This window comes from Bacillus sp. EU52, assembly GCF_037964975.1.
Lineage (GTDB): Bacteria > Bacillota > Bacilli > Bacillales > Bacillaceae > Bacillus > Bacillus subtilis.
The window spans coordinates 2,255,113-2,273,709 of record NZ_CP150177.1 but is presented as its reverse complement, the minus strand read 5'-3'; the positions used below and the strand labels follow the sequence as shown (position 1 = coordinate 2,273,709).

Here is an 18,597-nt window from a genome sequence, read left to right as displayed (position 1 = left end):
ATAACCACCGAAAGATGGTGATCAATGATGGAACGACGAATATTTATCCGGCTTCGCCACCGGGTGCTGGCACATCCAGGGGATATTATTACCGTTGGAGATGCCGCGCAAATAGAAGGGCAGCTTCAGCTGAAAAAGAAACTTTCGGCTATGCCGCTTTATCAGGTGAGCGAAAAAGATAAAAATATCGTAATTCTGGATATCATACAAGTCCTCAGAGCCATTCATTTACAAGATCCGACACTTGATGTTCAAACCGTAGGCGGAGCAGAAACCATTGTTGAAATTCAATATCGAAAGCGAAATTTATCAACGGTTCTATTTATCGGTGTCTGGCTGCTTCTGTTTATTGGATCGTGTCTTGCCATCATGAACTTTCATGAGGATGTAAGCATGAGAGATGTTCATATCGCACTATATGAAATCATAACCGGAGAGAGGAATGACTATCCATATTTGCTTCAAATCCCATACAGCATCGGTTTGGGACTGGGGATGATCGTGTTTTTTAACCACATATTTAAAAAGCGCCTAAATGAAGAGCCCAGCCCGCTGGAGGTTGAGATGTTTAACTATCAGCTTGATCTCGATCAATATGTGGCCATGCATGAGAATCAAGAAACCATAAAGGATCTGCATGATCGTTAGTGTATTGTTCATTATTTTTGTCGGGCTCGGCGGAGGCATAACGGTGGGGGCGGGTTTCGTTGCTTTTTTAACCGTAATGGGAATCATTCCGCGGCTGATGCAGCTCACCAAAACAATGAGATTTGTTCAGGCTTATGAAGCGGCTGTTATTCTTGGCGCGGTTTGCGGGGGATGGGAGACGCTTCATATGAATCATCTTTATCTAACAAAATGGATAGCTGTGCCGGTCGGGCTTCTGGCAGGTTTGTTCGTCGGGATGCTAGCGGCTGCTCTTACAGAGGTTTTAAATGTCCTGCCGATTTTGGCGAAACGAATCGGGCTCAGAAGTAAAATCATTATTCTGTTAATGGCCATCGTGATTGGGAAAATCGCGGGATCTTTATTTCACTGGCTGTACTTTATTGACCATTCATAAGGAGGTTTCAAGATGACAAACATAAAAGAAAATTACAAATCAAAAGTGAAAACATATCAGCCTAAGCCGCCTTACGTCTGGAACTGTGTAAAAGCCTTTTTAGTGGGCGGACTGATTTGTGCAATCGGGCAAGGTCTGCAAAATTTTTATATCCATTTTTTTGATTTCAATGAAAAAACTGCGGGGAATCCAACAGCTGCAACGCTGATATTAATCTCTGCCCTGCTTACAGGGCTTGGCATCTATGACAGAATCGGACAATTCGCAGGCGCAGGTTCAGCCGTACCTGTCACAGGTTTTGCCAACAGTATGGCAAGCGCGGCTCTTGAATATAAAAGTGAAGGATTAGTGCTTGGAGTAGCGACAAATATGTTTAAACTGGCAGGAAATGTTATTGTTTTCGGAGTTGTAGCTGCATACATCGTTGGAATGATTCGGTTTGCTTTTGAGAAACTGATGTCATAGGAGGAGAAGAAAATGAAATTAACAGGAAAGCAAACCTGGGTATTTGAACATCCCATATTTGTCAACTCAGCGGGAACGGCAGCAGGACCAAAGGAAAAAGACGGACCGCTCGGCTCTTTATTTGATAAAACCTATGACGAAATGCATTGTAATCAAAAAAGCTGGGAAATGGCGGAACGGCAGCTGATGGAAGACGCTGTTAATGTTGCACTTCAAAAAAACAATCTGACAAAAGATGATATTGACCTATTGCTGGCAGGCGACTTGCTGAACCAAAACGTGACGGCTAACTATGTCGCAAGACACTTGAAAATCCCATTTCTTTGTATGTTTGGCGCCTGTTCAACATCAATGGAAACAGTGGCTGTCGCATCAGCCTTAGTTGATGGCGGGTTTGCCAAAAGGGCACTCGCTGCCACTAGCAGTCACAATGCAACTGCGGAAAGACAGTTTCGCTATCCGACAGAATACGGAGGCCAAAAACCGGACACTGCTACCTCCACTGTAACCGGAAGCGGTGCAGTTGTCATCAGTCAGACACCGGGTCCGGGTGATATCCAAATCACAAGTGCGACTGTCGGGAAGGTTTCTGATTTAGGAATTACAGATCCTTTTGATATGGGATCGGCTATGGCTCCGGCTGCAGCTGATACGATTAAGCAGCACTTTAAAGATCTCAACCGGACAGCGGATGACTATGATCTAATCCTGACAGGTGACCTGTCAGGCGTCGGTTCTCCAATCGTAAAAGACATTTTAAAAGAAGATGGATATCCAGTCGGCACAAAGCATGATGATTGCGGGCTTCTGATTTACACTCCGGATCAGCAGGTCTTTGCCGGGGGGAGCGGCTGTGCTTGTTCAGCGGTTGTCACCTACTCTCATATTTTTAAGCAGCTGAGAGAAGGAAAACTAAACCGTGTATTTGTCGTGGCGACCGGGGCGCTATTAAGCCCGACGATGATCCAGCAAAAAGAAACCATCCCGACTATCGCCCACGGGGTTGTATTTGAGCGTGCAGGAGGTGCATCTTAACATGGACTACCTTTTGGCTTTTGTCTGCGGCGGGGCCATTTGTATCGTCGGCCAGCTGCTCTTGGATATTTTTAAATTGACGCCAGCTCATGTCATGACATCATTTGTTGTAATCGGTGCAATATTAGATGGTTTCGGCATTTACGATAAATTTATTGAATTTGCCGGAGGAGGCGCCACCGTTCCGATCGTCAGCTTCGGTCACAGTCTTCTGCACGGCGCCATGCATCAGGCGCATATACACGGATTTATCGGAATCGGCATGGGGATTTTTGAGCTGACCTCGGCCGGTATCTCAGCCGCTATTCTTTTCGCCTTTATCGTAGCTGTTATTTTCAAACCGAAAGGATAATGCCGACATGACGACAAAACGCAAGGTCATACTGGTAACAGACGGGGATGTTTATGCCGCTAAAACAATTGAATACGCCGCAAGCAAAGTGGGAGGCCGATGTATTTCACAATCAAAAGGGAATCCTTCCACCCGCAGCGGCGCCGAGCTTGTCAAGCTGATCGCCTCAGCACCGTATGATCCTGTATTTGTCATGTTTGACGACTCCGGCCTTCAAGGAGAGGGTCCGGGAGAAGCCGCTCTAACCTATGTCGCAACCCATCCGTCTATTGAAGTGCTCGGTGTGATTGCGGTCGCGTCAAAAACACATCAGGCTGAATGGACCAGGGTCGATGTAAGCATTGACCGCAATGGAGAAATAACTGAATACGGCGTCGATAAAGTCGGGGAAAGGGAATTTGATGACCACAGAATGAGTGGAGATACAGTCTATTGCCTTGATAAACTTGATCTCCCACTTATTGTCGGTATCGGGGATATCGGCAAAATGGGCAGAAAAGACGATATCTCAAAAGGGTCGCCAATCACCATGAAAGCGGTCGAGTTTATTTTAGAAAGGAGCGGGTATCATGCCGGACCACAAGGAAGAGAAAATTCGGGTTTATCGGAATCCAGCTAAAAATGAAGAGTATTTCAAAAACCGTGTTGGGATGGGGACGAGCTATGATGTAGGTGTTCGCAAGCTCACGATTTTAGATAAAGAGATCCAGCTTTACTATCTAAATGGATTATGCGATACAGCCTATATTATTCATTTAATGAGAGAGCTTGTTGCCATTAACAATCGGAAAGAAGACCCTGATGAGCTGGTCGACATCGTCGAAAACAGGCTGCTTAACGCCCAGGTCGAAAAAGTAAAAACCTTGGATGAAACCACCGACCAAGTGCTGTCCGGGCTCGTCGCTGTCATTGTTGAAGGTGCAGGCTTCGCATTTATAATTGACGTCAGAAGCTATCCGGGCAGAAACCCGGAAGAACCTGATACGGAAAAGGTAGTCAGGGGAGCCAGAGACGGATTTGTTGAAAATATCGTCGTCAATACGGCCCTTCTCAGAAGGCGGATCAGAGACGAACGCCTTCGAGTCAAGATGACTAAAGTTGGTGAGCGGTCAAAGACGGATTTAAGCATTTGTTATATAGAAGATATAGCTGATCCGGATCTGGTTGAGATCGTAGAAAAAGAAATTGCATCCATTGATGTCGATGGATTAACAATGGCAGACAAAACTGTCGAGGAATTCATTGTTAATCAAAGCTATAATCCTTTTCCGCTCGTGCGCTATACAGAAAGACCGGATGTGGCCGCAAATCATGTTCTAGAAGGCCATGTTATCATTATAGTGGACACATCGCCGAGTGTGATCATTACCCCGACGACTTTATTTCACCATGTGCAGCATGCTGAAGAATATAGGCAGGCGCCTTCAGTCGGGACCTTTTTAAGATGGGTAAGATTTTTCGGTATTCTTGCTTCTACTTTATTTCTTCCGATCTGGTTTCTCTTTGTGCTTCAGCCTGATCTGCTCCCGGACAACATGAAATTTATCGGTTTAAATAAAGATACGCATATCCCGATCATCCTGCAGATATTTTTAGCTGACTTAGGAATCGAGTTTCTCAGAATGGCTGCCATTCACACCCCGACGGCTTTATCGACAGCAATGGGTTTAATTGCCGCTGTTCTGATCGGGCAGATTGCGATTGAGGTCGGCCTTTTTTCTCCTGAGGTGATTCTGTACGTCTCACTTGCGGCGATTGGAACCTTTACGACGCCTAGTTATGAATTAAGCTTGGCAAACAAAATGAGCCGTCTTGTCCTCATGATACTCGTTGCCTTATTTCATATAAAAGGGCTCGTCATCGGATTTACAGTGCTAATTATTGCCATGGCAAGCATCAAATCCCTTCAGACACCGTACTTATGGCCGCTGATTCCCTTTAACGGAAAGGCGCTGTGGCAGGTTCTTGTCCGCACAGCGAAACCTGGCGCAAAAGTAAGACCCAGTATCGTTCACCCCAAAAATCGCTTAAGACAGCCTACCAATTCATAATCGCATTGAAACTGACTGAAGAGTATGATAATGTATGTCTTAATCATGAAGGGACAGTCCATAAAACTGTCCTTTCATCCATAAGCGGAGAAAGAGGGAATGACATTGTTCTTACACGGCACAAGCAGACAAAATCAACATGGTCATTTAGAAATCGGAGGTGTGGATGCTCTCTATTTAGCGGAGAAATATGGTACACCTCTTTACGTATATGATGTGGCTTTAATACGTGAGCGTGCTAAAAGCTTTAAGCAGGCGTTTGTTTCTGCAGGGCTGAAAGCACAGGTGGCATATGCGAGCAAAGCATTCTCATCAGTCGCAATGATTCAGCTCGCTGAGGAAGAGGGACTTTCTTTAGATGTCGTATCCGGAGGAGAGCTATATACGGCTGTTGCGGCAGGCTTTCCGGCAGAACGCATCCACTTTCATGGAAACAATAAGAGCAGGGAAGAACTGCGCATGGCGCTTGAGCACCGCATCGGCTGCATTGTGGTGGATAATTTCTATGAAATTGCGCTTCTTGAAGACCTATGTAAAGAAACGGGTCACTCCATCGATGTTCTTCTTCGGATCACGCCCGGAGTAGAAGCGCATACGCATGACTACATTACAACGGGCCAGGAAGATTCAAAGTTTGGTTTCGATCTTCATAACGGACAAACTGAACGGGCCATTGAACAAGTATTACAATCGGAACACATTCAGCTGCTGGGTGTCCATTGCCATATCGGCTCGCAAATCTTTGATACGGCCGGTTTTGTGTTAGCAGCGGAAAAAATCTTCAAAAAACTAGACGAATGGAGAGATTCATATTCATTTGTATCCAAGGTGCTGAATCTTGGAGGAGGTTTCGGCATTCGTTATACGGAAGATGATGAACCGCTTCATGCCACTGAATACGTTGAAAAAATTATCGAAGCTGTGAAAGAAAATGCTTCCCGTTACGGTTTTGACATTCCGGAAATTTGGATCGAACCGGGCCGTTCTCTCGTGGGAGACGCAGGCACAACCCTTTATACGGTTGGCTCTCAAAAAGAAGTGCCGGGTGTCCGCCAATATGTGGCTGTAGACGGAGGCATGAACGACAATATTCGTCCTGCGCTTTACCAAGCTAAATATGAAGCTGCGGCAGCCAACAGGATCGGAGAAGCGCATGACAAAACGGTATCAATTGCCGGAAAGTGCTGTGAAAGCGGAGATATGCTGATTTGGGATATTGACCTGCCGGAAGTAAAAGAAGGCGATCTTCTTGCCGTTTTTTGTACAGGCGCTTATGGATACAGCATGGCCAACAATTATAACCGTATTCCGAGACCCGCCGTTGTATTTGTCGAAAACGGTGAGGCTCATTTAGTCGTGAAGCGAGAAACATACGAAGATATTGTAAAACTTGATCTGCCATTTAAAACGGGTGTAAAGCAATAAAAGAAAGCGCCGATTTTTCGGCGCTTTTCCTATTTGAATATAGATACAATCGCATTCCAGATAGATACGAAGAAATCAATGACTTTCTGGATGAAGTTTTTGCCTTCATCTGATTCTATAAATTTCGTAATCTTATCTTTCGCTTTATCTAGCTGGTCACTGACCTGTCCCCAGTCAATGTCAGCGTTTTTCATCTTATTGAATAGGGAGACAAGCTGATTCTTTTGGCTGTCTGTAAGTGTGACGTTTAAATCAGAAGCTGCGTCGTCCACTTGTTTTTCGATGTCAGCTTTATTATCAGGCACCCCGTTTTTAGCAAACTCTTCTTTGATTTTTGCAATCAGGGCTGCCGCATTTTCGTTACCGATTTTGTCTCCAAGCTCTGATGTCGTGACAAGCTCTTGGTTGGCGACCTGCTTAACATCCTCCGAGATCGCTTCGTCAGAAGAAACTTCATACGCCTTAATCAATCCAGTTAAAGCGGCAGTCCCGGATACTTCAAACGGTGCTGTAACATACACCTTCGCATCTTTAACACCGGCTGTCATCAGTGCATTCAGGTACATTTCATCCGTGATGCCGCTGATATTATGGGTCTCAACATTCAATCCGGAGCCTTTTTTGGCAATGGTGATTGACGATGAAGAAATCGCTCTCGATCCGATTTGCGCGTTTGATATATATTTTCCTAAATATTCATGTTCTTCTTTATTGGTCACGGTTACCGTTGTGGCATTATCAGGGACATTCATTTCATCAAGCACTTTTTGTTTGTCGGATTCTGACAAATCAGCACCAAGTGTTACAATGACATCTCCAACTGCGGCATCCGCGAGACTGACCTTCGGAACCGTCAGCAGCAAAACGGTCGCTGCCAGCATTCCAATCCAAATTTTCTTCAAAGCAGTTTGACCTCCTTCAATTTCACAAGCAGCTGGATAGTGCTGCTTTGTGAGGACCTGAATCATGAAAAATACAGTTCCGTTAGGTTAGACGGAGATAAAGAGATTCAGGTTTCATTTTTATTTTTTAGTAAAGCTCGGGAGATTCGTTTTCCCCCGAAAGGTGTGGTATAATAGCCGCGACAAGGAGAGACAGGCTATAACCTATCATACATAATCTCCTTTGAAAATTAAAATAAAGAAAGTAGGCATACAATTGAAAACAGGTTACTTTTTATTAGAAGACGGGAACAAAATTGAATTTGAACTTTATCCTGAAGCTGCACCTGGAACTGTTGCAAACTTTGAAAAGCTTGCGAACGAAGGCTTTTATGACGGGCTTACATTCCACCGAGTGATTCCTGGCTTCGTCAGCCAAGGCGGCTGCCCGCACGGAACTGGTACTGGCGGTCCGGGATACACAATCAAATGTGAAACAGAAGGCAACCCGCATACACATGAGGCGGGCGCACTTTCTATGGCACATGCCGGAAAAGACACTGGCGGCAGCCAATTTTTCATCGTTCATGAGCCACAGCCTCATTTGAACGGTGTTCACACTGTATTCGGTAAAGTAACAAGCGGATTAGAATTCGCGAAAAACATGTCTAACGGCGATGTCATGAAAGAAGTTCGCGTAGAAGGCTAATTGGCAGGCAAAAGGCTTCCTCATATAGAGGGAGCTTTTTTATTGGGTAAAAATGTTCAATAAAAAACCGCCGAGTGCTGATGGCGGTTGGAAAAACCAGGTGTTTAGTTAGTGAGACATCGCAAGCCCCCGTAATGAATAGATTAAAAAGTTTTGGTGACGTTCTGATCAGTAAATTGATGATTAATCATTTTAGCCTTGCTTACAAAGTTATTTTCAAAGACAATTCCTGTGTTTAAACCTCCGGAGCCAAACACAGATTTGGACAAAGTTAAAGGCCTGATCATAAAAGCGCCGCCTACGTTAATTACACTGTTCCCGGAAACGTTGTTTATATTAATAGGATAATCAATCATACTATCAAGTCTCCTTTCATATCATTCTATTTTTTATATGTATTAGTGCTAGAGTTGATTAGCGTAAACTTAATGGCAAAAATATTTAGGAGATGCCTGTTTTCATTGATATAAAAAAACTCGAAAAAAGCGCCTCCTTTAAAGCTTCCGGAAGACTAGCTATCTGTCTATTCTTTTAACTACTCTGAATGCGGCAGCTGCTTTTCTGGCGAATGTAATAGGATCATCCTGTGCTGACTCAAAATGCATATACATTGCACCCGGCTCACTAAATAACTAGGGGTTATGCAATGCAGTAATCGTCATGCGCCGCTATCCTAGTTCGGTGAGCAAAGAATTTACCTCTTCATGTACGAAACTAAGTGAAATACTTTATCATTTCGAACCTCAAACATGTTGTTGAACGACTGAAGGTGAAATTGTGCTGATTATACAAAAAGTGGATTGGGAATGATAAAAGAACAAAAAAGTTTAAGGAAAATCCGTGCAAGTTTTGACGGGTTTGCTCGAACAGTACGGATATGCCGTCTTGTTTATTGTCTTGATGTTAGAGCTTCTAACTTTACTTGGACCGGGAGAGTTTTCCGGTGTCCTCGTGTTTCAAGAAAAGTTAAACTGGGTGCTAAGCATGTTAGCGGCCGGATTGGGGAGCTGTGTGGGAGTGAGCATGTCGTATTGGATCGGGTATAGACTGGGCCCAGCTGCAATTCAGAAAGCTTTTGCGTCTAGAGATGTTCTGTTAGCAGTTATTGTTCTAACTTTTCTTTGGACAGTATTCAAAGGGCAAGACCGGAAAATCGAACTCTCTTTCTTATTTTTCCTAGTCGTTGGTGCGAGAGCTTTATGGAGAGGGAATTAGACGGCTCTTTCATTCCCTTCATCCTGTTCACGCTCCTTTGGAAAGTCATGTATTATATCCATTCCCGAGCGAACAGACGTTAACGGCATTTGTCATTTTTGGTTTTTGTGCTTATCTTTTTGTTCGTCATTCTCACAAGGCTCGTCTGCAAACTGTTGCGTTTTTTGTTGATTATCGTTTTATTCCTCATCGGGCTGATCGTGTGTACGCGTTAATGAGCAGTATCCGAGTGATGTTGCTGCGGGTTGCGCCTTCGGCGGTGTTTGGCTGGGTTTAAATGTTTTGGTCATGGAGCTTTTCCGTTTCTCCAGAAGATTTACCAAGCTGAGAAACGAACCTAATTAGTATGTAAAGAACGGGGGATCAAAATTAAGCAAACTTTAAAGTAGTACGGTTCATTGGGATTGGTATTTTGTAGTAAAATAAATCAAACAAACGTGATGTAATGAAAAGGAGATCGCGATATGGACAACAAAGGCTGTATAAAATGCGGCAGTACTGAAGCCGGACAAAAAGAAATAGCCACAACCGGCACGGGATTATCAAAGCTGTTTGACGTGCAGCATAACCGATTTCTAGTCGTTTACTGTAAGAACTGCGGATATTCAGAGTTTTATAATAAAGAGTCTTCAACTGCCGGGAATATATTGGATTTATTTTTTGGAGGCTGATCCATGTTTTCGAGCTTGAATGATTTTAAACATATTATGAAAGCAAAAAACGTGGTGCGGTTATCACCTGTGAAATAGGCTGCCGCAAACATTCCAGTAACCTTCATGACGTGAATTGTTTTGTCAAGTGCCATGGGTATCATGGACTGGGAGATCAATGGAATGCAGTAAATGAACAAACTGCCCGTAACCTCATGCTTTATATACGATCTAAAGATTTAGCATATGAGAACTCTCTTTCTTCTGAGTCCATCGCTTCTGAATTATGCGATTCATTTCTTTCAATATTTGCAGGCTTAGTTATGATCGACAAGAAAAATAGGCATGATGTGGGTAGAAGATGTGTTTGTAAAATCACTTCAATGGTCCTAATGGGATTTTTTTTCGATTCGTGATAACATAAATTGAAGACCGTTGTTTATTGGAGGAAATCAGTTGAAATCAGAAAATGTTTCGAAGAAAAAATCAATATTAGAATGGGCAAAAGCAATTGTGATTGCTGTCGTTCTTGCTTTGCTCATCCGCAACTTTATTTTTGCGCCGTATGTCGTTGATGGTGACTCTATGTATCCTACACTTCACAACCGTGAAAGGGTCTTTGTTAATATGACAGTCAAATACATCGGCGAGTTTGATAGAGGAGACATCGTCGTGTTAAACGGAGATGATGTTCACTATGTCAAACGTATTATCGGCCTTCCCGGCGATACGGTTGAGATGAAAAATGACCAGCTCTATATCAACGGGAAAAAGGTGGACGAACCTTATTTGGCGGCTAATAAAAAGAGAGCGAAACAGGACGGTTTTGACCATTTGACCGATGATTTCGGCCCGGTTAAAGTGCCTGATAACAAGTATTTTGTGATGGGCGACAATCGTCGGAATTCCATGGACAGCCGTAACGGACTTGGCCTCTTCACGAAAAAACAAATTGCGGGTACGTCAAAGTTTGTTTTCTACCCGTTTAACGAAATGCGCAAAACAAATTAGGATCAAGCAGTTTCCCATTGGGGCTGCTTTTTTTATATCTTTTTTACGTTCATCCCCTAAAAACAGAACATAAATTCGTATATCTATAGAAAAGAAATTTTTGCAGAAATGTGAAACATATTCCCGTTATGCATCGTTATATTAATAATTTACGAGAATTTACGGTTTTTTATTCATGAAAAAAAGGAATAACTCATATGAATGAATAGATTCATATTGGCTGGAGGTTTAGAAATGGGAAGAATAAAAACCAAGATTACCATTCTGTTAGTGCTTTTGCTTTTACTTGCAGGCGGTTATATGTACATAAATGATATTGAGCTGAAGGATGTTCCGACAGCAATTGGACAAACCTTGTCCTCGGAAGAAGAGGAATACACCATCCAGGAATATAAAGTGACGAAAATTGACGGCTCAGAGTATCATGGAGTAGCAGAAAACGGAACGAAAATCATCTTCAACGGAAAAAAATTAAATCAGGATTTATCTGATATAAAAGAAGGTGACAAGATTAAGGCATACTTCAGCAAATCAAAGCGGATCGACGGATTAATCAAGGTTGCAAAAGTGAATGATTAACAAAACATCACCTTTCGGATCGAAGGGTGATGTTTTGTTTTTCTCAAATTGTAAGTTTATTTCATTGCGTACTTTAAAAAGGATCGCTATAATAGCCAATAAGGACAAATGAATAAAGATTGTATCCTTCGGGGCAGGGTGGAAATCCCGACCGGCGGTAGTAAAGCACATTTGCTTTAGAGCCCGTGACCCGTGTGCATAAGCACGCGGTGGATTCAGTTTAAGCTGAAGCCGACAGTGAAAGTCTGGATGGGAGAAGGATGATGAACCGCTATGCAAATGGTCAAAAATGCATAGTGTTATTTCCTATTGCGTAAAATACCTAAAGCCCCGAATTTTTTATAAATTCGGGGTTTTTTTGACGGTAAATAACAAAAGAGGGGAGGGAAACAAATGGAAGAGTATTATATGAAGCTGGCATTAGATCTTGCGAGGCAGGGCGAAGGACAGACCGAATCCAATCCGCTCGTCGGTGCTGTTGTCGTAAAGGACGGACAAATTGTCGGAATGGGCGCCCATTTAAAATATGGTGAAGCTCATGCAGAAGTTCATGCCATCCATATGGCTGGAGCACATGCAGAGGGTGCCGACATTTACGTTACACTCGAACCGTGCAGCCATTACGGAAAAACACCGCCATGTGCAGAATTGATTATCAACTCTGGCATCAAAAGAGTGTTCGTGGCGATGAGAGATCCTAATCCGCTTGTGGCTGGAAGAGGGATCAGCATGATCAAAGAAGCCGGCATTGAGGTAAGGGAAGGCATCCTGGCAGACCAGGCGGAGAGGCTGAATGAAAAATTTCTGCACTTTATGAGGACAGGCCTTCCGTACGTCACGCTAAAAGCGGCTGCCAGCCTTGACGGCAAGATAGCTACCAGCACGGGTGACAGCAAATGGATCACGTCAGAGGCTGCAAGACAGGATGCTCAGCAATACAGGAAAACACACCAAAGCATTTTAGTCGGAGTTGGCACAGTGAAAGCCGACAATCCGAGCTTAACCTGCAGACTGCCGAATGTAACAAAACAGCCGGTTCGGGTCATACTTGATACCGTACTCTCGATTCCTGAGGACGCTAAAGTGATTTGTGATCAAATAGCGCCGACATGGATTTTTACGACGGCACGCGCAGAAGAGGAAAAGAAAAAACGGCTTTCAGCTTTCGGAGTGAACATATTTACACTTGAAACCGAGCGCATTCAAATTCCCGATGTTTTGAAGATCCTAGCGGAGGAAGGCATCATGTCGGTGTATGTGGAAGGCGGTTCAGCTGTTCACGGAAGCTTTGTCAAAGAAGGCTGTTTTCAAGAAATCATCTTCTATTATGCCCCTAAACTAATCGGAGGAACGCATGCTCCCAGCTTAATCTCCGGTGAAGGTTTTCAATCAATGAAAGATGTCCCCTTATTACAATTCACTGATATAACCCAAATCGGCCGTGATATCAAACTGACGGCAAAACCGACAAAGGAATAGGATGGTGACCATGTTTACAGGAATTATCGAAGAAACAGGCACAATCGAATCCATGAAAAAAGCAGGGCATGCAATGGCCTTAACTATTAAATGCTCAAAGATTTTAGAGGATGTTCATCTTGGCGACAGCATTGCAGTGAACGGCATTTGTCTGACTGTCACTGATTTTACAAAAAATCAATTCACAGTGGATGTTATGCCTGAAACAGTCAAAGCTACGTCACTGAATGATTTAACAAAAGGAAGCAAAGTAAATCTGGAAAGAGCGATGGCGGCAAACGGCCGTTTCGGAGGCCATTTCGTCTCAGGCCATGTCGACGGAACTGCGGAAATCACACGAATTGAAGAGAAAAGCAACGCAGTTTACTATGATTTAAAAATGGACCCATCATTAACAAAAACATTGGTTTTAAAGGGATCAATTACGGTGGATGGCGTGAGCTTAACCATATTCGGCCTGACAGAAGACACAGTGACGATCTCCTTAATACCGCATACGATCAGCGAAACGATTTTTTCAGAAAAAACGATCGGCTCTAAAGTGAATATCGAATGCGATATGATCGGAAAATATATGTATCGATTTTTGCATAAAGCCAATGAAAATAAGACCCAACAAACCATTACAAAAGCCTTCTTAAGCGAAAACGGCTTTTAGAGAGGAAGATTAGCATGTTTCATCCGATAGAAGAAGCACTGGACGCTTTAAAAAAAGGCGAAGTCATCATCGTTGTAGATGATGAAGACAGAGAAAATGAAGGAGACTTTGTGGCTCTTGCCGAGCATGCAACGCCGGAAGTCATTAACTTTATGGCGACACATGGGAGAGGACTGATCTGCACGCCGCTCAGTGAGGAAATCGCAGACAGGCTTGATCTTCACCCTATGGTTGAGCATAATACAGACTCTCACCACACTGCATTTACCGTAAGCATAGACCATCGTGAAACGAAGACAGGTATCAGCGCTCAAGAAAGATCTTTTACCGTTCAAGCATTGCTGGACAGCAAATCCGTGCCATCTGATTTTCAGCGTCCGGGGCACATTTTTCCACTGATTGCGAAAAAAGGAGGTGTCCTGAAAAGAGCGGGCCATACAGAAGCTGCTGTTGATCTTGCTGAAGCTTGCGGATCTCCAGGAGCCGGCGTCATTTGTGAAATTATGAATGAAGACGGAACGATGGCGAGAGTGCCTGAGCTCATTGAAATTGCGAAAAAGCATCAATTAAAAATGATCACCATTAAGGATTTGATTCAATACCGTTACAATCTGACAACACTTGTCGAGCGTGAAGTTGACATTACGCTGCCTACTGATTTTGGGACATTTAAGGTTTATGGATACACAAATGAGGTAGATGGAAAAGAGCATGTCGCATTTGTGATGGGAGAGGTGCCGTTCGGAGAAGAACCGGTATTGGTCCGGGTACATTCAGAATGTCTCACAGGTGACGTGTTTGGCTCTCATCGCTGTGATTGTGGACCGCAGCTGCACGCTGCGCTGAACCAAATTGCCGCAGAAGGCCGTGGAGTGCTTCTGTACTTGCGCCAAGAAGGACGAGGCATCGGTTTAATCAATAAATTAAAAGCTTATAAGCTTCAGGAACAAGGCTATGACACCGTAGAAGCCAATGAGGCGCTTGGATTCTTGCCGGATCTTCGCAACTATGGCATCGGAGCACAAATTTTACGCGACCTCGGTGTCCGGAATATGAAGCTTTTGACGAATAATCCGCGAAAAATCGCAGGCCTTGAAGGCTACGGACTCAGTATTTCAGAAAGAGTGCCGCTTCAAATGGAGGCGAAAGAACACAATAAAAAATATTTGCAAACCAAAATGAACAAGCTAGGTCATTTACTTCATTTCTAATCACAAATATCACAAAAAAGGATGGGAATCATATGAATATCATACAAGGAAATTTAGTTGGTACAGGTCTTAAAATCGGAATCGTAGTAGGAAGATTTAATGATTTTATTACGAGCAAGCTGCTGAGCGGAGCAGAAGATGCGCTGCTCAGACATGGCGTAGACACAAATGACATTGATGTGGCTTGGGTTCCAGGCGCATTTGAAATACCGTTTGCTGCGAAAAAAATGGCGGAAACAAAAAAATATGATGCTATTATCACATTGGGCACTGTCATCAGAGGCGCAACGACACATTACGATTATGTCTGCAATGAAGCTGCAAAAGGCATCGCGCAAGCAGCAAACACTACTGGTGTACCTGTCATCTTTGGAATTGTAACAACTGAAAACATCGAACAGGCTATCGAGCGTGCCGGCACAAAAGCGGGCAACAAAGGTGTAGATTGTGCTGTTTCTGCCATTGAAATGGCAAATTTAAACCGCTCATTTGAATAATTTGCTGAAAACAGTTTAAAAATATGGCGAAAATGATATAATGTGAGAAAACGGATCACCTATTCGTATCCGTTAATAGCAGACTGGACATTTTGGATATAGAGGGGTTTTTATGTTAATTCGTTATAAAAAATCGTTTGAAAAGATTGCGATGGGGCTTCTTTCGTTTATGCCGAATGAAAAAGACCTTAAGCAGCTTCAGCAGACAATTAAGGACTACGAAACGGATACAGACCGCCAGCTCTTTCTTTGGAAAGAGGACGAGGATATCGTCGGAGCAATCGGAGTCGAAAAAAAGGATTCTGAGGTTGAGATCCGGCATATCAGTGTGAATCCTTCTCATCGCCATCAAGGAATCGGAAAACAGATGATGGATGCTTTAAAGCATTTATTCAAAACGCAAGTACTGGTTCCAAATGAATTAACGCAGAGCTTTTTCGAACGTTGTCAAGGTCAGCAGGATCAAGACATTTCATACAATAATTAAGCAGAGGCTGTCATCAGCCTCTGCTTTTTTTTCTGCGTTCTATTTCTCTTTCACGTTCACGGATGACGTCAGTCCGATCCCGCAAACGGTGTTTGTCGATCAGAAATATGTTCCTGAGTGCACTGGGCTGCCCCCATGTATACTTTTTTTTCCTGCATTCGATCCTGCATGCTTCCTCCAGTTTCTCATCTTTGATTGGCAGCATAATGCTTTTATAGGCAGAGCCGGTTTCGATTTGTTCGTAAACCGATTGCATAAGTTCGAGCAAACGGCCATGATCGAGCCCTAAGTCTTCGACTGCCCGGTGTTCTGCTTGAAGAATCCGGATGCTGTTCGCCATCAGTCTTTTTGCCCCGGCTGTATTCTGCCTTCTGTGATGATATAAAGCCACTGCAAGCTGAATAAAGCCGACCCAATAGCGTTTTCGTTTCTTTGGCGGATCTTCCTTCCAATATTCTTCTAATATTTCATGGCATTCAAAATAATCCCGTGTCGCGTGAAACTCAACGAGATAATCTATATAAGCTTTCGGATACAAGGTGCTTCCTCCTTTAATGTGCTTTTAGTGTACCATAGAAGGGATAAAAGGAAAAAAGAACGCCCGGCCTCTAGTGCTTCTTAGAAAGGAAAACCAGAAGCAAAGGCTTTTTCTCCCGCTTCTGCGCTCCGAGCAAACACCTCTTGTGTTTTGAATATTCTGTACAAACTCCTTCAAAACAGGATATGAAATAGTATTGGACGAGAGCTTTTTGGTGGCTTATACTATAGGGTAGCCAGTTTTTCCGGCAATGAGAGTGATACTTGAAAATGGTGAGATGATGGAAGAATATCAAGTGAAAATTGATACGTTTGAGGGCCCATTGGACCTGCTGCTTCATTTAATCAATCGTCTTGAAATTGACATATATGATATACCTGTGGCGAAGATCACTGAACAATATTTATTATATGTACATACGATGCGCGTGCTTGAGCTCGATATGGCCAGCGAGTATTTGGTTATGGCTGCCACGCTGCTCAGCATTAAAAGCAGAATGCTGCTCCCGAAGCAAGAGGAGGAGCTTTTTGAAGATGAATTACTTGAAGAAGAAGATCCGCGGGAGGAACTGATTGAAAAGCTGATTGAGTACCGAAAATATAAAGATGCGGCGAAGGATTTAAAAGAACGGGAAGAAGAAAGACAAAAATCGTTCACGAAACCGCCGAGTGATTTGAGTGAATATGCAAAAGAAGTAAAACAGTCTGAGCAAAAGCTCTCTGTCACGGTCTATGATATGATCGGAGCTTTTCAAAAAGTGCTGAAACGCAAAAAAATAAACAGGCCGATGGAAACAACAATTACAAGACAGGACATACCAATCGAAGCCAGAATGAACGAAATCGTGCACAGCTTGAAATCTAGAGGAACGAGAATTAACTTTATGGATCTGTTTCCATATGAGCAAAAAGAACATTTAGTAGTGACCTTTCTAGCTGTTCTTGAGCTGATGAAAAATCAGCTGGTCCTCATTGAACAGGAGCACAATTTTTCAGATATTTACATTACGGGGAGTGAATCCATTCATGGGGCTTGATATCGTGAATTGGAAAGCTATTGTGGAAGCCCTTCTTTATGCGGCAGGCGATGAAGGGCTTACAAAAAAGCAGCTGTTAACAGTGCTTGAAATCGAAGAGCCTGAACTGAACACTATCATGGCGGATGTGGCGGACGAATACCGCGGAGATACACGAGGGATTGAACTTATTGAGTATGCAGATACGTACATGCTCTCTACCAAAAAAGACTTTGCGCCTTACTTGAAAAAACTGATTGAAGTGCCGTCAAAGGGTCTTTCTCAAGCATCTTTAGAAGTACTGGCCATTGTTTCATACAAACAGCCAATTACGAGAGCAGAAATTGAAGAAATCAGAGGAGTAAAATCAGAGCGGATTTTACACAGTCTTGTCGCGAAGGCGCTATTGTGTGAAGTAGGGCGTGCCGATGGTCCGGGGCGGGCCATTTTATACGGTACTACGCCGACTTTTCTTGAACAATTCGGTCTGAAAACGCTGGACGAGCTTCCGCCGCTGCCTGAAAATGCGGAAGAAGACGTTCTTCAAGAAGAAGCAGATTTATTTTTTGAAAACTTTAACCAAACCTTCGAAGATATAAAATAGAAGTTTAATGAATCGCGCTTTTTCATCATCATAAGATATAAGGAAGAAGCTATCATGAAAGAAGCAAAATGTGAGAGACAAATACATGAGGGGAAGATACCAAACGAAATGGGACATTCGATTGTGCGAGCGCAGACTCAAAAAACAGGCGAATTCTTATCAATGGTTGTCAATACCGTGAACGATTACCTAAATCAAACGACGCTTGAGTCCTTACAGGCTGAATTGCCTATTGAAAAAGGATACTGCTGTGATGTGCTTAGCACTCTGAGAAGAATGGCAGTATTTTGTGAAGGAGGCGCAGAAGCGTGCCGTCGTCTCCTGATGCAGGAGCCTTTTCAGGAAGCCAGAGCGGAAAAAACACTTTATAATGTGTATCACCAATGCATTGAAGAGTTCTTTATGCCGAAAAAAGACACGTGGTGTGAAAATAGCCGGGCGTCTTATACCGGGGTCAGCGCAATTGAGTTTTATCATGCTGTTCCTGCGTCGCTTGAGCAATTATTATTGCCGTTGAGCGCGGCCTTTCTGAAGATGAGGGAAGAGCTGGCTCATTACGAAGCGTCCGGATCAAGCATGGCGCCAATCAGATAACGTTTACTCTCCCTTTTTCAGGGAGAGTTTTTTTATGTTTGCTTCCAGAAATATAATTGTTATTCATAACTGATGGAC

24 protein-coding genes, 1 pseudogene and 1 riboswitch are annotated in these 18,597 nt (G+C 43.3%); of the genes and pseudogenes, 21 read left to right on the top strand and 4 right to left on the bottom strand.

Annotated features, from left to right (window positions below):
• Positions 1–27: 27 nt before the first annotated feature.
• The 8 genes from spoVAA to lysA all read left to right on the top strand — a co-directional run bounded on the left by spoVAA (position 28) and on the right by lysA (position 6,391).
• A complete protein-coding gene (spoVAA, locus tag NSU05_RS11505) occupies positions 28–648 on the top strand; it encodes a stage V sporulation protein SpoVAA (protein ID WP_015714205.1) in 621 nt (206 codons plus the stop codon).
• Positions 638–1,063: a stage V sporulation protein SpoVAB gene (spoVAB, locus tag NSU05_RS11500; RefSeq protein ID WP_003230463.1), complete on the top strand. Its 426-nt coding sequence runs from the start codon at positions 638–640 to the stop codon at positions 1,061–1,063. Before spoVAA ends, spoVAB begins: the two co-directional genes overlap by 11 nt.
• Positions 1,064–1,075: 12 nt before the next feature.
• Positions 1,076–1,528, top strand: a complete 453-nt coding sequence (gene spoVAC / locus NSU05_RS11495) for a stage V sporulation protein AC (protein ID WP_029726751.1) — start codon at positions 1,076–1,078, stop codon at positions 1,526–1,528.
• A gap of 12 nt (positions 1,529–1,540) precedes the next feature.
• Positions 1,541–2,563: a stage V sporulation protein AD gene (spoVAD, locus tag NSU05_RS11490; protein ID WP_038429225.1), complete on the top strand. Its 1,023-nt coding sequence runs from the start codon at positions 1,541–1,543 to the stop codon at positions 2,561–2,563.
• A gap of 1 nt (position 2,564) precedes the next feature.
• Positions 2,565–2,915, top strand: coding sequence for a stage V sporulation protein AE (gene spoVAE / locus NSU05_RS11485; protein WP_003230467.1), 351 nt, complete (start codon positions 2,565–2,567; stop codon positions 2,913–2,915).
• A 7-nt stretch (positions 2,916–2,922) separates the two neighbouring features.
• Complete coding sequence (spoVAEA, locus tag NSU05_RS11480) at positions 2,923–3,534, top strand: stage V sporulation protein SpoVABEA (protein WP_003230469.1); 612 nt, start codon at positions 2,923–2,925, stop codon at positions 3,532–3,534.
• On the top strand, positions 3,485–4,966 hold the full coding sequence (spoVAF, locus tag NSU05_RS11475) for a spore germination protein SpoVAF (protein ID WP_003230471.1): 1,482 nt from the start codon (positions 3,485–3,487) through the stop codon (positions 4,964–4,966). The genes spoVAEA and spoVAF overlap by 50 nt, the downstream gene beginning before the upstream one ends.
• 105 nt (positions 4,967–5,071) lie before the next feature.
• Positions 5,072–6,391: a diaminopimelate decarboxylase gene (gene lysA, locus NSU05_RS11470; protein ID WP_038430022.1), complete on the top strand. Its 1,320-nt coding sequence runs from the start codon at positions 5,072–5,074 to the stop codon at positions 6,389–6,391.
• A 29-nt stretch (positions 6,392–6,420) separates the two neighbouring features.
• On the opposite strand, the gene NSU05_RS11465 is transcribed toward lysA, so the two are convergent.
• Complete coding sequence (locus NSU05_RS11465) at positions 6,421–7,293, bottom strand: DUF1002 domain-containing protein (RefSeq protein ID WP_038429224.1); 873 nt, start codon at positions 7,291–7,293, stop codon at positions 6,421–6,423.
• Between the two features lie 256 nt (positions 7,294–7,549).
• Here NSU05_RS11465 and NSU05_RS11460 point away from each other — a divergent pair, with 256 nt between their 5' ends.
• Complete coding sequence (locus NSU05_RS11460) at positions 7,550–7,981, top strand: peptidylprolyl isomerase (RefSeq protein ID WP_003223931.1); 432 nt, start codon at positions 7,550–7,552, stop codon at positions 7,979–7,981.
• Positions 7,982–8,124: 143 nt separating this feature from the next.
• Here NSU05_RS11460 and NSU05_RS11455 read toward each other — a convergent pair whose 3' ends face one another.
• The gene (locus tag NSU05_RS11455) at positions 8,125–8,337 is read right to left on the bottom strand and encodes a spore germination protein (RefSeq protein ID WP_003230479.1); all 213 of its coding nucleotides are present in this window, start codon (positions 8,335–8,337) and stop codon (positions 8,125–8,127) included.
• A gap of 484 nt (positions 8,338–8,821) precedes the next feature.
• On the opposite strand from NSU05_RS11455, the pseudogene NSU05_RS11450 reads away from it, so the two are divergent.
• Together NSU05_RS11450 and NSU05_RS11445 are read left to right on the top strand one after the other, a co-directional pair.
• A pseudogene (locus NSU05_RS11450) lies at positions 8,822–9,027 on the top strand (hypothetical protein).
• 633 nt (positions 9,028–9,660) lie between these two features.
• On the top strand, positions 9,661–9,867 hold the full coding sequence (locus NSU05_RS11445; protein ID WP_003230483.1) for a zinc ribbon domain-containing protein: 207 nt from the start codon (positions 9,661–9,663) through the stop codon (positions 9,865–9,867).
• On the opposite strand, the gene NSU05_RS11440 is transcribed toward NSU05_RS11445, so the two are convergent.
• Complete coding sequence (locus tag NSU05_RS11440; RefSeq protein WP_082200955.1) at positions 9,810–10,046, bottom strand: hypothetical protein; 237 nt, start codon at positions 10,044–10,046, stop codon at positions 9,810–9,812. The genes NSU05_RS11445 and NSU05_RS11440 overlap by 58 nt on opposite strands.
• A gap of 256 nt (positions 10,047–10,302) precedes the next feature.
• On the opposite strand from NSU05_RS11440, the gene lepB reads away from it, so the two are divergent.
• The 7 genes from lepB (at position 10,303) to ribT (ending at position 15,768) form a co-directional block, all read left to right on the top strand.
• Entirely contained in the window at positions 10,303–10,857 is a 555-nt protein-coding gene (lepB, locus tag NSU05_RS11435) for a signal peptidase I (RefSeq protein WP_003246166.1), read from the top strand.
• 234 nt (positions 10,858–11,091) lie between these two features.
• Positions 11,092–11,436, top strand: coding sequence for a hypothetical protein (locus NSU05_RS11430; RefSeq protein WP_004398735.1), 345 nt, complete (start codon positions 11,092–11,094; stop codon positions 11,434–11,436).
• A 120-nt stretch (positions 11,437–11,556) separates the two neighbouring features.
• Positions 11,557–11,701, top strand: a riboswitch (FMN riboswitch).
• A 128-nt stretch (positions 11,702–11,829) separates the two neighbouring features.
• Positions 11,830–12,915, top strand: a complete 1,086-nt coding sequence (gene ribD, locus NSU05_RS11425; protein WP_033884145.1) for a bifunctional diaminohydroxyphosphoribosylaminopyrimidine deaminase/5-amino-6-(5-phosphoribosylamino)uracil reductase RibD — start codon at positions 11,830–11,832, stop codon at positions 12,913–12,915.
• Between the two features lie 10 nt (positions 12,916–12,925).
• Entirely contained in the window at positions 12,926–13,573 is a 648-nt protein-coding gene (ribE, locus tag NSU05_RS11420; RefSeq protein WP_004398505.1) for a riboflavin synthase subunit alpha, read from the top strand.
• 14 nt (positions 13,574–13,587) lie between these two features.
• Positions 13,588–14,784 carry a bifunctional 3,4-dihydroxy-2-butanone-4-phosphate synthase/GTP cyclohydrolase II gene (locus NSU05_RS11415; RefSeq protein WP_003230496.1) on the top strand — a complete coding sequence of 399 codons (1,197 nt, stop codon included), beginning with the start codon at positions 13,588–13,590 and terminating at the stop codon, positions 14,782–14,784.
• A 32-nt stretch (positions 14,785–14,816) separates the two neighbouring features.
• A complete protein-coding gene (ribH, locus tag NSU05_RS11410; RefSeq protein WP_003223915.1) occupies positions 14,817–15,281 on the top strand; it encodes a 6,7-dimethyl-8-ribityllumazine synthase in 465 nt (154 codons plus the stop codon).
• Between the two features lie 112 nt (positions 15,282–15,393).
• A complete protein-coding gene (gene ribT, locus NSU05_RS11405; protein WP_003223910.1) occupies positions 15,394–15,768 on the top strand; it encodes a GNAT family N-acetyltransferase RibT in 375 nt (124 codons plus the stop codon).
• A gap of 13 nt (positions 15,769–15,781) precedes the next feature.
• Here the strand turns inward: ribT and NSU05_RS11400 are convergent, their stop codons facing one another.
• Entirely contained in the window at positions 15,782–16,306 is a 525-nt protein-coding gene (locus NSU05_RS11400; protein WP_032722049.1) for a DUF309 domain-containing protein, read from the bottom strand.
• A gap of 280 nt (positions 16,307–16,586) precedes the next feature.
• Here NSU05_RS11400 and scpA point away from each other — a divergent pair, with 280 nt between their 5' ends.
• From scpA to NSU05_RS11385, 3 genes are read left to right on the top strand one after another with little or no spacing between them, the layout of a single operon-like run.
• Positions 16,587–17,342, top strand: coding sequence for a segregation/condensation protein A (gene scpA, locus NSU05_RS11395; protein WP_014477220.1), 756 nt, complete (start codon positions 16,587–16,589; stop codon positions 17,340–17,342).
• Positions 17,332–17,925, top strand: coding sequence for an SMC-Scp complex subunit ScpB (gene scpB, locus NSU05_RS11390; protein WP_003223904.1), 594 nt, complete (start codon positions 17,332–17,334; stop codon positions 17,923–17,925). The genes scpA and scpB overlap by 11 nt, the downstream gene beginning before the upstream one ends.
• Positions 17,926–17,979: 54 nt before the next feature.
• Positions 17,980–18,519 carry a YpuI family protein gene (locus NSU05_RS11385; RefSeq protein ID WP_004399065.1) on the top strand — a complete coding sequence of 180 codons (540 nt, stop codon included), beginning with the start codon at positions 17,980–17,982 and terminating at the stop codon, positions 18,517–18,519.
• Positions 18,520–18,597: the final 78 nt, after the last annotated feature.

Coding starts and splice junctions, on each gene's coding strand:
- NSU05_RS11430 (WP_004398735.1), top strand. CDS start 11,092: ATGGGAAGAATAAAAACCAAGATTACCATTCTGTTAGTGCTTTTGCTT.
- ribH (WP_003223915.1), top strand. CDS start 14,817: ATGAATATCATACAAGGAAATTTAGTTGGTACAGGTCTTAAAATCGGA.
- spoVAE (WP_003230467.1), top strand. CDS start 2,565: ATGGACTACCTTTTGGCTTTTGTCTGCGGCGGGGCCATTTGTATCGTC.
- NSU05_RS11415 (WP_003230496.1), top strand. CDS start 13,588: ATGTTTCATCCGATAGAAGAAGCACTGGACGCTTTAAAAAAAGGCGAA.
- ribD (WP_033884145.1), top strand. CDS start 11,830: ATGGAAGAGTATTATATGAAGCTGGCATTAGATCTTGCGAGGCAGGGC.
- spoVAC (WP_029726751.1), top strand. CDS start 1,076: ATGACAAACATAAAAGAAAATTACAAATCAAAAGTGAAAACATATCAG.
- scpB (WP_003223904.1), top strand. CDS start 17,332: ATGGGGCTTGATATCGTGAATTGGAAAGCTATTGTGGAAGCCCTTCTT.
- spoVAB (WP_003230463.1), top strand. CDS start 638: ATGATCGTTAGTGTATTGTTCATTATTTTTGTCGGGCTCGGCGGAGGC.
- ribE (WP_004398505.1), top strand. CDS start 12,926: ATGTTTACAGGAATTATCGAAGAAACAGGCACAATCGAATCCATGAAA.
- NSU05_RS11445 (WP_003230483.1), top strand. CDS start 9,661: ATGGACAACAAAGGCTGTATAAAATGCGGCAGTACTGAAGCCGGACAA.
- spoVAD (WP_038429225.1), top strand. CDS start 1,541: ATGAAATTAACAGGAAAGCAAACCTGGGTATTTGAACATCCCATATTT.
- ribT (WP_003223910.1), top strand. CDS start 15,394: ATGTTAATTCGTTATAAAAAATCGTTTGAAAAGATTGCGATGGGGCTT.
- NSU05_RS11455 (WP_003230479.1), bottom strand. CDS start 8,337: ATGATTGATTATCCTATTAATATAAACAACGTTTCCGGGAACAGTGTA.
- spoVAEA (WP_003230469.1), top strand. CDS start 2,923: ATGACGACAAAACGCAAGGTCATACTGGTAACAGACGGGGATGTTTAT.
- spoVAF (WP_003230471.1), top strand. CDS start 3,485: ATGCCGGACCACAAGGAAGAGAAAATTCGGGTTTATCGGAATCCAGCT.
- spoVAA (WP_015714205.1), top strand. CDS start 28: ATGGAACGACGAATATTTATCCGGCTTCGCCACCGGGTGCTGGCACAT.
- scpA (WP_014477220.1), top strand. CDS start 16,587: ATGGAAGAATATCAAGTGAAAATTGATACGTTTGAGGGCCCATTGGAC.
- NSU05_RS11385 (WP_004399065.1), top strand. CDS start 17,980: ATGAAAGAAGCAAAATGTGAGAGACAAATACATGAGGGGAAGATACCA.